The organism is Aliivibrio finisterrensis (genome assembly GCF_008933155.1).
GTDB lineage: Bacteria > Pseudomonadota > Gammaproteobacteria > Enterobacterales > Vibrionaceae > Aliivibrio > Aliivibrio finisterrensis.
In genome coordinates this window covers 17803-30736 of sequence record NZ_WBVP01000019.1, presented here as the reverse complement: position 1 = coordinate 30736, position 12934 = coordinate 17803, and the positions used below count along the sequence as shown (strand labels likewise).

Sequence of the window (12934 nt, the reverse complement as noted above, 5' to 3'; positions counted from 1 at the left end):
CATGAGCACCAGATTTGAAATTACGGTTGAATATCTACTTGATGAAAAAGTTATATGTGAAGCTTCTTATCCCGAAGCTTTTCGATTCCTCCAGGACTCTATAAATCGTTCCGAAGTTAATGCATTTCTGCATCGAGTTTCCAGACAAGTTGGAAAGACGAAAGACAGTAAAGGTTATTATTGTTCATATGAGACATTGGAAGATCCAAAGAGACGAAAAAAAGCGACGAAAAAGTTCTCTCATATGCTCACCGACCTAGAACCGTTGATAGATTGGCTTAGATTAGTAAGAAATGTAGATGCGGAATCTCGCCCAATAGAAGCAGGTACAAGAATCTCCGAGTCAGAGCTACTATCTGCAATAGAAGAGTCTTCCTCTATGTCTGAACTGTTGAGTCAGATTGCTTCTAAATTTAGAAAAGTTTCAAGGTCTGTTGAAACAAAAATCAAGCTGAGGTCTGTTCTGACTTATTTATCTGAAAATGGATACTTACTATCGATTGGTGGTTCTGGTGCAGTGTATAAAGCAACAGCTAAATGGTCTTTATTATTTGAACAATTAGAATTTATTCACTCATTTGAAGGTTACGAATTACCAGATGATGAACCAGAACCTCAGCAGGAGCTCTTCTGATGGGACGTAAAGAAGATTCTAAATCAGCGATTCGTGCACTAAGTAAGCATATAGAAGTAGTTGATGAAAGCTGCTATGTCACTGCTGGTCAAATTGACGACACACCTGAAAATGAATCTGCAATAACAGCCTTAGAAAAGAACCGATTAGCTTACTATGTAGATGATAACCTTGGTGTGCAGGTTCACAGTAAAGTTAGGAATTTGTTAGATCATGTTACTAGCAGATATAGGTTTAGAGAGAAAGTAGGAGCATATTCCAGCCTTATTGAAGATTTAGAATTTAGTATAGAGAGCTACAAGAAATCGAAGGTCAGGATACATACTACTCACGAGCAATACTTTAATGAAATCAGAGAGATAGTTATGGAAATAATGGACATGCTTACAGATGCGTTAAGCATGTATCACTATATTGTTTCTGATGAATTTAGTGTTGTGTCTGATATTGATGAACGTATAAGACAGACAACCCGCTGCAAAGATGAGTGCTATAAGCTCCGAACGACAATCAGCCACTTAAGTGTGGTAAAGATAAGAGAGTGGGTTGGAACTGATTTACTGCTTGAACGTTTACTAATGAAAGTCTTTAAAGCTCATATTGATCGTTGTTTAAAAGACTTAGCAGCGACCAATCGCAAGCTAAACAGTATGGTAGAGAAACTGCAAAAAGATAAAGCAGTTCGTCGGCTTAACATGCTGATTGATATCTTCTCGAGCAAGTTCAAAGAGCAACCAGGCTATCGACCCGATATATCAGGAATCATGGAGCTGCCAACTTGCGCCTCTCTTGCTGAAAGACAACGTTTGGGGGGATATGCTGATATCAGTAGTGCAAGGGATGAAGAGCTCCTGATGGATATGGCACTGGATACTTTGGAAAAGGTTCAACCAGAGCCGAATATTGAGCAACCAGAAGAAATTGAAGAGAAAATCTCCGATGCAAGAGGAGGAACTCTAGAAAATGTTCTTGATCCTCTAACAGAAAATGTTGAGCTACTATTTCAGGCTATTACTGACACATCCCACAAAGAAGATATTTCAGCAATGAATGCTTATGGAGTTCTTGGTGTTGAAGCTCTGCCTGAAGATTGGATGATCATGGTGATGAGCTATTATGAAGCACAGAAAAAATCAATTTCCAGATATGTAACTGTCGAAGAAGTCAGAGATATTGTTCAGCCTTTTGACGGTACTTTGTATATCAAAGATATGGTTTTCAGGAAAAGTAATCGTGAATAAGAAAGTTTTTAAACTTGCACTCCAAGTAGTTAAGTCATCAAAAAGACAGCTTCCAGACAGACCTTCTTATAGACAGATTTGCGATGAAGTAGGTATAGGCGATTATCGAAGTGGCAAAATTCATTTAAGCTCTTATGAGTTGAGAAAACTGGAAAACTTTCTTGATGAAATATTTGGTAAATCAGCAATAGATCTATCTCTTGAGTTTGATAACCGAATGGACGCATCAAAAACAGTACCTGATGAAAAATGGGCAAAAGGAGACGTATTTAAATCTATGATAAATATGTCTAGCTTCGCATCATCAATTCCCTTGGTAGGTAACGAGGAAATATCAACGCCCGTTGGTACTGTAGTATCTGTAAGAAAAGGTCATCTGGATGTCGAACGCATAAAGCAGTTGATAATCTTAGAAAACGGAGAAACCTTGGTTTACTGGGAGGAAGTCATCGACCGTATACCTTCTGAATATAAGGAGGCGGTAATGATCTATAAAGGGCATGGTGATAACCAGTCAGTTGTGATGGAAGTGATTAATAGTTTAGGTAATTCAGCAAAAGTTGCAATCTTCTTTGACTACGATGCTGCAGGTATTGATATGGCTCTAAAGGTAGCAGAGGTAAGACCCATTGATCTAATAGTACCAACAAGCTTATCTCAAGAAATACTAAAGTTAAGTAAGCTTAAGGAATTCCACAAGCAGCAGCCTCAGCTATTAAGGCGATTAAAGGATCCTCACACACCAGAGGTAGTTAGAGAGCACTTGATGAAAATGAAATTGGAACGTTTGGCAATTACACAAGAGCACCTGGTGGTACATAAAGCACAATTAAAAGTGATAGAGAATCTGGAGATTAAGCGATGATTGGAGGAGGTCTTAGTACAAAAGAAGCTCGTTTTAGAGTTATCGAATTACTCGCTTATTGGGAAGGAATGGTTAATGCCTCTAAGCTAGCAGTGTTGTTTCAGGTAACAGTAAATAATATTACTAAGAGCTTAGCGGAGTATCGAAAAGAATATCCAGACTCACTTTCTTACAATAAGAGTGAGAAAAGATTCGAACCAACTAGTGAGTTTCATCTCCAGTACATAGACGGCTCATGGGAGGAGTATACTGCATTCCTGAGGCTCAATAATGTTAGTTACACTTCAACGTTATGGGGGGAAAATACCATTGATTTTGGATCTGCGATTTCGGGTTATGTTGACCCACAAGTAAGTCGCATTCTGACACAAGCAATAGCAAAAAGTCTCGCTATCCAAGTGACATACTATTCTCTTAGTCATCCAGAAGGAATGAGAAGAACATTACATCCGATAGCAGTGGCAAACAGTGGACTCAGGTGGCATTGCCGAGCTTACGATGAGTACAGAAAAGAATTTAGAGATTTCAATGTAAGTCGTATAAAGGATGTAGCTATTACTGGTAGCTCATCTTGGACAGCTAAGGATGACGACTGTTGGATGCGGAGAATAACTTTAAGAATTTCTCCTCAACCAGCGCTAACTGTTGAACAGAAACGTGTGATTATGATGGATAAGGGGGAAGGGGACTTCTATGAGGTAAGTTTACGAGCAGCTATGGCGGAGTACTACTTACAATTTCACCTTATTGATAAGTATGAACGATCAGATGCTCCTACGGTGCGGCCGTTGTACCTAGAAAATTTAAATGAAGTTAGTAAGTGGTTATTTTAATGTAATTGAACAAAGAGAGCAGCACCTGTGCTGCTCTACATTTAATTTGACGCTTTATTTGTTTATTTTAAAGATAACGCTTCTCTAGATGCGCTTTAAAGAAACTCGAATTTAGCACATCACCCGTTGCTTGCTTCACTAAATCATCGGTTGAGAATAGTGATGCCTTACTCCAGATATTGTCTGATAACCAAGTGAAGATAGGGCTTAAATCACCTCTTAGTATGGCTTTTTCTACATCTACGGTTTGTTTCATTGCTGCCATAAACTGTGCAGCGTACATGGCGCCTAGTGTGTAGCTTGGGAAGTAACCAAAGCTGCCGTCTGTCCAGTGAATGTCTTGCATACAACCGTTTTTGTAGTTGCCTTTAGTGGTTAAACCTAGGTACTGCTGCATTTTTGCATCCCATAATTCAGGGATATCTTTATAGCTGATGTTACCGTTCATTAAATCACGCTCGATTTCATAACGTAAAATAACGTGGGCAGGGTATGTCGCTTCATCGGCATCTACACGGATAAAATCAGGGTTTACGCGTGTGTAGATCTTTTGCAGGTTATCGGTCTCAAAGATCTTCTGATCTGCGTTTATAAAGTTCTTTTGTACTAATGGCGAGAGCTGAGAGATAAACTCAGCACTGCGGCCTAGTTGCATCTCAAAAAACAGGCTTTGGGATTCATGAATACCCATTGAGCGAGCTTGTCCTACTGGCAGACCTGCAAACGCTTTTGGTAATCCTTGCTCGTAACGCGCGTGACCTGTTTCGTGCACGGTTCCCATTAATGATTGCACAAAATCGTTTTCATCATAACGCGTAGTGATACGAACATCTGTCGGTACGCCGCCACAGAAAGGGTGCATACTTACATCAAGACGACCGTGATCAAAATCGAAGTTCAAAAACTTCATCACATCCAAACTCAGCTGGCGTTGTTGCTCTGTTGGGTAATTGCCATCAGGTAAATAGATTGATTCTGTTGCTTGTTTCTCTTGAATGTTTTGAATGAGCGTTGGTAGCCATGATTTTACGTCGTTAAATACTACATCCAGTTTTTCAGTGGTGGTTCCTGGTTCGTATAGATCAAGCATGGCATCGTAAGGGGTTAGGCCTGTGATCTCTGCGCGAATTTGTGCTTCTTCTTGAGATAGGGCAACCACTTCTGCAAAGTTTTTGCTGAAACCTTCCCAGTCATTTTCGCTACGTTGTGAGCGCCATGCATGCTCACACTTAGAGCCAGCAAGAGATTGCGCTTCTACTAAGGTTTCAGGCAGGGCCGTGGTTTGTTGCCATTGTGATTTCATTTCACGAAGGCTTGCTTGTTCATTAGTAGATAAAGATTCTGATTCTGCTTTATCAAACCATTCTGCAAGCTGTGGGGCATTACCAAGTTGATGCAAATGAACAGACAATTCAGCCATGGCTTCAGATCTTGCTTCATTACCGCCCGATGGCATTACGGCAGCTTGATCCCAACCACAGATAGCGGAAAGATGCTCAAAACGAGAGATTTTTAAATGGTGTTGAACGAGTTTTTGGTAATGGCTCATAGATATTCCTTCATTTTAATTATTCTGACTTTTAATGATTGTAACTCTATGTTTATCGCAAGGTAAAATATTTATAGTAATCAATGACATTAAACAGATAAAAAATACCCCGCATTTAGCGAGGTATCAATTATCACAAACAGCGACAATAGGTTAACTGATTTTTACTGGCCAACCGTAAGATATGTATTCTTCAGCCAATTTCTCGGCAATATCGCGAGAAACGGTTGCTGAAATCCAGTTACCAAACCCCATTACTCGATATTCAAATTTTACGTGATTCATTACTCATCTCCCCCTGAATTAATGCGTGTACCTTATCGGGCTTCGTACCAAATAACTTTCGAATTAAGGTCAAATAGATCTCTATATGGCCTAATTTATATATCCCTATTAAGTTTATTGAATGCAGGGAATATATAGAGTTATTACTCAAATTTATAAATACAACAATTAATGATAGTAAATTCGTGTTTAATCGTTATATTAACAATAATCTCAATCAAATATGGATATAAGCATGATAACGGATTTTTGGGCATTCTTTATTGCTATATTGTTACTAACAATGACTCCCGGGTTAGATACTGCACTGGTTATTCGTAATACTACTCGTGGTGGTTGGAAAGATGGAGTAACGTGCAGTTTTGGTATCTGTTGCGGTTTGTTTGTGCATGCCACTATGTCTGCGGTTGGTTTATCCGTACTCCTTGTAAGCTCTGCGGAACTGTTTACTGCGGTAAAAACCATAGGTGCTATTTATTTGATTTATTTAGGAATACAATCAATAAGAAGTACATTTAACCAGTATCAATCGCAGAACGTTAATAATGTAATAAGCCGAGAGGGTCAGCCTTTATTGCTTTCATTTAAAGAAGGATTTTTATCCAATATATTAAACCCAAAAACAGCGGTTTTTTATTTGGCTTTATTGCCACAATTTATTAACCCTGAATACAGTGCGTTTGCTCAATCGTTACTGATGGCGAGTATTCACTTTATTATTGCTATGTTTTGGCAGGGTGGAATTGCGCTACTGGTTGAAAAGGCGAAAGAGTTAATGTCTAGCGAGAAGGTAACGAAACGCATAGAAAGAGTGACTGGAGCCGTATTAGTTTTATTAGGTGCGAACTTATTGGTTTCAAAATAAAACTCGTATTAAATAAGAATGCTATACATGGATGTTGTTGATTTCATGAATAGCATTCTTTTTTTGCTAACTCTCTTTTGAACGAGCAGAATCTATCACGCTACCAATCTCTTCAGCTATTGTATTTTCTTCGTTTGGTTTTTTATCTTTCTTGGCAAAGTGTACGTGTATATCTTGCTGTGCAAAAGGGATCGAAATTCCTTCTTTATCAAAACGCAGTTTTACCTCGCGGGTAATATCCCAATACACATCCCAATAATCATCGGTTTTCACCCATGGGCGTACAATAAAATCGATGGATGAAGCCCCAAGTGTATGAACACGAATGTTTGGCTCTGGTTTTTTCAATGTAGCAGGGTGGGCATCCACTATTTCAGCAAGAATTTTTTCTGCGTGCTCGATACTGTCGTCATAGCCAATACCAAATACCATATCGACACGGCGCAATCGTTCATGAGTGACGTTTTTAATTACATCGCCCCAAATCTTACTGTTGGGTAAAATAATGATTTGGTTATCAAAGGTTTTTATCGTGGTGTTAACAAGGCTCATGGAGCTTACCTTACCAGATACACCGCCAGCTTCAACAAAATCTCCTACATCGAATGGACGATAGATAAGCAACATCATGCCTGACGCAAAGTTGGATAAGGTGTCTTGCAGTGCAAAACCAATAATAATACCGGCAACACCAAAGCCTGTAAGAACTGGGGCGAGATCTAAACCAATTTTTGAAAACGCAATTAAAATACCAATAAAGTAAATTAACTTACTCGACATAGAGACGAAAAAGTCCTGCATTAATTTACTCATTCGTAAATGTGGCTGCACCACGGCTTTTAATACAGCTTTACGAATTAGGTTTGCCAGTATGCGGGTTGTAAATAGGATTAATAAGAAAATAAAGAGCTTAAAGAATTGGTCTGGTGCATGCTTAAATAGCCAGTCGCTGCCAGATGACAACCAGTTGCTTAAAATTGCAGCAATGACAGTGGGGTTTAGAATATCTTCAGTAAAATTTCCTGTGGTAGAAAACATTTGTCGTTTGTAATCAATTGTATTTATGTTGAGTTGATCCGCAATCGTGATCAGTTTACCAAGGGCGTAGGTTGAGTTAGAGACTTTTCGTTCAAAAAAGAGATGCTCTAGAGTAAGTGAAGATTTTTCTGAATCAGATGAGTGTTGAAGCTGACTTGAAAGCAATTGCTCTCGACTGTTATCAAAACTTAGTGATGCAGAAAGAAATTTTATTTTTTGATCGATGAAAAGTGTGAATTTTACTAAGTTGCTGGACTCTGGGCTGCCAAGTTTTTCAAGCCATTGATAATTTGTAAGTTGGTCGTTTAAAGACAAATAATAATAGTCTTGAAATTCTTTGATAGTATTTTGTAGAGTGAGTTTCTGCTCGATTTTTGCATCATCTAAGTCTGCTTGCTTTTCTTTTATGTTTTTATCAAGATAGGCAATGGTTCGATTGGCATAAGTAATTTGGTTTTTTACTTCTGTAACCAGTAAAGGGGTGGTTTCGTTATCGTGACGGTTAATTAAATCAGCTAAAACGGCTCTAAGTTGGTTATTTTTATCAAGCTGCTGAACACGTATAACCGTAAGATCATTCCCAGTAAATGAAGCTGCTTCTTGCTTAAGTCTGGCAACCTCTGTGTTTATTTTATTTAAATCAGCTAGATCTTGAGCTTCATCTGCAAAAGTGCTGCTGGTACAAAAAAGAAAAATTAGCCCAATAAGATAGCGCATAATACCTCTATTATTTTGATGTGGAATAAAACATATTGTAATGAAATACAAGATAAAGTAGCAGGGAAAATGTAATAGCAGATGTCACAAAAATGAAAAAGCAGCTTGGAAAGCTGCTTTTAAACGTAATTTTCTGGTTAGATAGTTAATCCAAATTTTTAAACTCAGTAAATAGAGCTTTGAAAAAAGAGATCAAAAAACCGATCGTTATCACTAATATAATTGAACCAAATATCAGAGTTAATACATCCATATATCACCACGTTTTACTTTATGTAGTGAAGGAAGTATAGCAAATTAAGTAGCATCTGGTCTGCATTGGTTGCAAAAATGTTTCTATTTGTCGATACAGGGCGCTTATTTTTGTTAAATATTTGATTTTTTAATTTTTATAAAAGGGCGTCGATTCTTTCCTACTAAAGAAGAGGTGAGTTTCTTCAATAATTATGTGGCGTAAGGCAATTAAACCGATCAAATTTGGGATCGCCATCAAACCATTAACAATATCTGCAATCACCCAAATGGTATCTAGGTGCATATAAGCGCCGGAAGCCACTAAAGCAATGAAGATGATTTTATATGGAAGAACACCTTTAGTACCAAATAAATAGGTAACACAACGCTCCCCATAATAGTTCCAACCTAAAATGGTGGTAAAGGCAAAAAACATTAATCCAATCGATACAAGGTAAGGGCCTAGTTGTTCAGAGCCTAGACCAATAGCAAATGCTTGAGTTGTCATTAGTGCACCAGCAGAATCCCCTTGCCAAACACCAGTAACGACTAAGGTTAACCCTGTCATAGTACAAATGATCACGGTATCAAAGAAGGTACCTGTCATTGAAACAAGCCCTTGTTTTACACAAGAATCCGTTTTTGCGGCAGCGGCAGCGATAGGAGCACTACCAAGACCTGATTCGTTTGAGAATACGCCACGCGCTACACCCGACTGAATAGCAAGCATGATAGACGCACCAATAAAGCCACCCGTTGCTGCTGTACCTGTAAAGGCGGATGAAATGACTAATTGAAAGGCAGCAGGCAGTGCTTCAGCTTGGAATAATAATACCGATGCACATGATACAACATAAATCACCGCCATGGTTGGAACGACTTTCTCTGCTACTTTCGCAATAGATTGAATGCCACCAAGCGTTACAACGGCAACAAGGACAGTAAGGATGCCGCCAGTTAACCATGCAGGCGCGTTCATTGTGAGGTGAGCTGAATCTACAATCGCGTTAATTTGTGGGAAAGTACCAATACCAAAACAGGCAACGCCTAAAGCAAATAGGGCAAACAATTTAGCGAGCCACTTATTACCCATACCGTACTCGATGTAGTACATAGGGCCGCCGATCATCTGGCCATTACTGTCTGTTTTTCTGAATTTTACCGCTAATAAACACTCTGCGTACTTTGTAGCCATTCCAAATACGGCTGCAAGCCACATCCAAAATAGAGCACCAGGTCCCCCCATTTTTATTGCGGTGGCAACACCAACAATATTACCCGTACCAATAGTGGCAGATAGGGCGGTGCATAATGCAGCGAAACTAGAGACATCACCTTTACCTGTACTTTGATTCTCTTCTTTTGAGAAGACCATTTTTAGTGCAGTAGGTAAGTGACGAAGTTGGAAAATACGAAGTCGGAACGTAAAGTAGATACCTGTACCCACTAATAAGATCAATAGAGGTGGACCCCAAATGAAGTTATCGATAGTAACAAGCGTGTTGTGAAAAGTGTTCATGGTTTCCCCTTAATAAAACATATAGAAAGGAGAAGAGAGAGTGGTGTACTAAAACTAAAAAAATAGGCAATAGTATAGAGCCGAGATTAATCGGATCACTTTCTCCTCTGTCCTTTTGCCTGAGAGTTTCACCGTTATCATTTTTCAGATAAGGGCTTGCTCCTTCGGCGGCCGATTTAACGGCTCTCTCCAGAGATTCCTCCAACTACAGTCCTCACCTTATTCATAAAAATGAACTAGGCACCTGAAAGATTTACTTCTTCGGTGGGCGTTGCCAAAAATGGCGTTGCCGCTCTCCTGCAGTCTTCATCGGATCAACAAATTGTAAGCTACGTAGTAGCTAAGTTGAGTATGTTAGACAAGTCACATTTTTTTGTCATGCATTTTATTTACAAAATAGATAAAAATTGATCGAAAACGGTTTCTTTGTTCAAAATAACAACGATAACTCAAGTATTTAGAGTGTAAAAATGTGCTAAAGTATAAGAAAAGCGAGGTGTACTATGTTACGAGTTGCTGTCATTATTTTATTGTTTGCTCTTTCGGCACTGTTATTCAAATACAGAGCAAATGAAAAAATTCAAAAATCGGTGGTTTATACGTCAGTGATTGGTGTTGCTATTTATGTGGCATACATCATGATTTCAGAACTGATCCGATAAACTGTTTGTTACTTATAAAATGTGTAGAGAATGCATCTATACTATCTATTGTTTATATATGAATGCTTGAGGTTAATGCGTGAGTGTAGAAAATCAAACCAGAACGACTGACGATCATGACGAAGACGTTATCATTATTGAAGAAAAATCAAAAACTAGTCATTGGGTTGCTGGGGTTACCTTAATCATTGGCGCCATTGCTGGCGGGCTAATTGGTTCGAGTCTGTCTGATAATAAATGGTCTGCGGCTTATACTCAGCTAGAAGCGAAAGCCAAGCAATATCAAGCAGAATTGAAGCAAGCTGACGTAAAAAATGCAGAGCTTGATGTGTTGATTTCGAGAGAAAAAGAGCAAGCTTTAGAAGAGCAAAAGAAAGTAAATGAGGAAGATAAGGCACAAGCTATTGCCGCTGAAGCTAAAAAACGCACATCGATAACCAAAGAAGTCGGGGCATTAAAATCTCATAACGCTTCATTGGGTATGCAAGTAGAAGAGCAAGATAAGCAAATCACTCAATTGACTAATCAAGTTGATCTACAGCTAACTATGTTGTCTCGTGCTAAGCAATTATTTCAGCGTCAGCTACAGTTAAAAGAAGAAGCGGGTGATCTTGAAGTGAAAATTGAAGTAGCAGAGGCTAATGAGAAGCAACTTGCTAAAGATTGTGCGGTGTATTTGGAAGGCAAAAGTTGGGATGTGAAATCGGACGTATGTAAGCGTCAAGAAGAAGCAAAAAAACAAATTGCACAATATAATGATGAACTTCAATTATTACAGATGGACATTAAAGAGATCGATCGTATTAGCGAAGATTTAGGAATGTAAGTACTTTTTTTGAATAAAGAAACCACACATTGGTGTGGTTTTTTTATAGGTTTAAATTGTATTGAGAATTATTTCAGTAATTGGAGAAGATGAGTGAGTGATCAATCGGCGAAATTTGTTCAGGGCTCTACAATGCGTCATATATTGGTGATGTCGGGAACGGCTTCTATCGGATTAATGGCATTGTTTGTTGTTGATTTACTCGATATGTTTTTCATTAGTATGCTGGGGCAGGTTGAGTTAGCGGCAGCTATCGGGTTTGCTGGGACAATTATTTTCTTTTCTACTTCTGTTTCTATTGGCTCATCCATTGCAATGGGAGCTCTTGTTTCTAAGGCATTAGGAGCAAAAGAAAATGATAGAGCAAAACAGCTGGCTTCAAGTACTTTAGTTATCGCTTTTATTGTAAATAGTATTGTTACTATCATCATGTTCTCCTTTATTCCTGAGTTACTTGCAATGATAGGGGCAAAAGGAGTTGTGGCAGAGCGAGCACAAGCATACCTTTCTATTTTATTACCAAGTACGCCTATTATCGCGATAGCAATGGCTGCTGGGGCAGGCTTAAGAGCCGTTGGTGATGCGAAGCGTTCTATGCTTGCAACGCTTTATGGCGGTCTTGTGAATGCGGTACTTGATCCTATCTTTATCTTTGGTTTTAACATGAATGTGGAAGGGGCTGCGATTGCTTCTGTTATTTCACGTTTGACGGTTTTAATTTTCTCACTCTATCCATTAATCGTGACTCATAAATTGGTCACACTACCTCAATGGAAAGACATCAAACATCATACGCCAGCCATATTTACTATTGCGATCCCGGCAATTATTACCAATACCGCAACGCCAATTGGAAATGCGATAGTGACCTCGACACTTGCACCATTTGGTGAGGATTTTGTGGCTGGTTTCGCCGTTATTGGCCGATTAATCCCTGTGACGTTTGCTGTGATTTTTGCTATGTCAGGTGCAGTTGGGCCTATTATTGGACAAAATTACGGTGCTAAACGAGTCGATAGAGTAAAAGAGACGTTAAGAAATTCATTATTATTTTCATCGGTTTATTGTGTCTTCGTTTCTTTGATTTTGTACCTACTTCAAGATCAAATTATTGCTTGGTTTAGCTTGGTGGACGATGCTGCTCTTATTATGACGACATTCTGTACCGTGGTTGCTATTACTTTTATTTTTAATGGTGCCATGTTTGTTGCGAATACGTCTTTTAATAATCTAGGCAAGCCATTGTATTCAACGGCACTGAATTTAAGTAAAGCCACTATTGGTACCTTGCCATTCGTGTATTTTGGGGCGCAGTGGTATGGCGGTATTGGCGTTCTTTATGGACAAGCTCTAGGTAATATTGTGTTTGGTATTATCAGTATTTTGGTATTAAAAATTCATGTTTCTTATATGGTTAAAGAGCATTGCAAAGCCGTTTCGTCTGAGGATACTTTAGGGGATATTACGGTAACCATGACACCATTTTGTAATAACGATGCAGTGATTATGCAAAGTGGTGTTGAGAATAAGGAAAAGTTAGATCATCCCTCTCTGTCGGGATAAATAGACCATCTAATTAGTTACATTGATATTATAAAAGTTAACTCTAATAAAAAGGGTGCCGTTGTATAAATAAAATACAGTCGCCACCCTTTGTTATTTTAAG

At 38.7% G+C, this 12934-nt stretch carries 12 protein-coding genes and 1 riboswitch; of the genes, 8 read left to right on the top strand and 4 right to left on the bottom strand.

Annotated elements, in window-relative coordinates; genetic code table 11:
- Position 1 precedes the first annotated feature (1 nt).
- From F8B77_RS14600 to F8B77_RS14585, 4 genes are read left to right on the top strand one after another with little or no spacing between them, the layout of a single operon-like run.
- A complete protein-coding gene (locus F8B77_RS14600; protein ID WP_151656126.1) occupies positions 2–634 on the top strand; it encodes a hypothetical protein in 633 nt (210 codons plus the stop codon).
- The gene (locus tag F8B77_RS14595) at positions 634–1875 is read left to right on the top strand and encodes a hypothetical protein (protein ID WP_151656124.1); all 1242 of its coding nucleotides are present in this window, start codon (positions 634–636) and stop codon (positions 1873–1875) included. Before F8B77_RS14600 ends, F8B77_RS14595 begins: the two co-directional genes overlap by 1 nt.
- Positions 1868–2740: a DUF7281 domain-containing protein gene (locus F8B77_RS14590; protein WP_151656122.1), complete on the top strand. Its 873-nt coding sequence runs from the start codon at positions 1868–1870 to the stop codon at positions 2738–2740. The genes F8B77_RS14595 and F8B77_RS14590 overlap by 8 nt, the downstream gene beginning before the upstream one ends.
- On the top strand, positions 2737–3573 hold the full coding sequence (locus F8B77_RS14585; protein WP_151656120.1) for a helix-turn-helix transcriptional regulator: 837 nt from the start codon (positions 2737–2739) through the stop codon (positions 3571–3573). Before F8B77_RS14590 ends, F8B77_RS14585 begins: the two co-directional genes overlap by 4 nt.
- Before the next feature lie 67 nt (positions 3574–3640).
- Here the strand turns inward: F8B77_RS14585 and F8B77_RS14580 are convergent, their stop codons facing one another.
- Positions 3641–5122 carry a carboxypeptidase M32 gene (locus F8B77_RS14580; protein WP_151656118.1) on the bottom strand — a complete coding sequence of 494 codons (1482 nt, stop codon included), beginning with the start codon at positions 5120–5122 and terminating at the stop codon, positions 3641–3643.
- 153 nt (positions 5123–5275) lie between these two features.
- The gene (locus F8B77_RS18050; protein ID WP_130044623.1) at positions 5276–5407 is read right to left on the bottom strand and encodes a hypothetical protein; all 132 of its coding nucleotides are present in this window, start codon (positions 5405–5407) and stop codon (positions 5276–5278) included.
- Positions 5408–5642: 235 nt separating this feature from the next.
- On the opposite strand from F8B77_RS18050, the gene F8B77_RS14570 reads away from it, so the two are divergent.
- Positions 5643–6272, top strand: coding sequence for a LysE family translocator (locus F8B77_RS14570; RefSeq protein WP_151656116.1), 630 nt, complete (start codon positions 5643–5645; stop codon positions 6270–6272).
- A 66-nt stretch (positions 6273–6338) separates the two neighbouring features.
- On the opposite strand, the gene F8B77_RS14565 is transcribed toward F8B77_RS14570, so the two are convergent.
- Both F8B77_RS14565 and F8B77_RS14560 read right to left on the bottom strand, forming a co-directional pair.
- Positions 6339–8027 carry a mechanosensitive ion channel family protein gene (locus tag F8B77_RS14565; protein WP_151656114.1) on the bottom strand — a complete coding sequence of 563 codons (1689 nt, stop codon included), beginning with the start codon at positions 8025–8027 and terminating at the stop codon, positions 6339–6341.
- Positions 8028–8409: 382 nt separating this feature from the next.
- A complete protein-coding gene (locus F8B77_RS14560) occupies positions 8410–9780 on the bottom strand; it encodes an alanine/glycine:cation symporter family protein (protein ID WP_151656112.1) in 1371 nt (456 codons plus the stop codon).
- 97 nt (positions 9781–9877) lie between these two features.
- Positions 9878–9983: riboswitch (glycine riboswitch) on the bottom strand.
- Positions 9984–10283: 300 nt separating this feature from the next.
- On the opposite strand from F8B77_RS14560, the gene F8B77_RS14555 reads away from it, so the two are divergent.
- The 3 genes from F8B77_RS14555 to F8B77_RS14545 all read left to right on the top strand — a co-directional run bounded on the left by F8B77_RS14555 (position 10284) and on the right by F8B77_RS14545 (position 12831).
- The gene (locus F8B77_RS14555) at positions 10284–10442 is read left to right on the top strand and encodes a hypothetical protein (RefSeq protein WP_130044619.1); all 159 of its coding nucleotides are present in this window, start codon (positions 10284–10286) and stop codon (positions 10440–10442) included.
- Positions 10443–10521: 79 nt separating this feature from the next.
- Positions 10522–11268, top strand: coding sequence for a hypothetical protein (locus F8B77_RS14550; RefSeq protein WP_151656110.1), 747 nt, complete (start codon positions 10522–10524; stop codon positions 11266–11268).
- Between the two features lie 93 nt (positions 11269–11361).
- Entirely contained in the window at positions 11362–12831 is a 1470-nt protein-coding gene (locus F8B77_RS14545; RefSeq protein WP_151656108.1) for an MATE family efflux transporter, read from the top strand.
- The last annotated feature ends 103 nt before the right edge of the window (positions 12832–12934 follow it).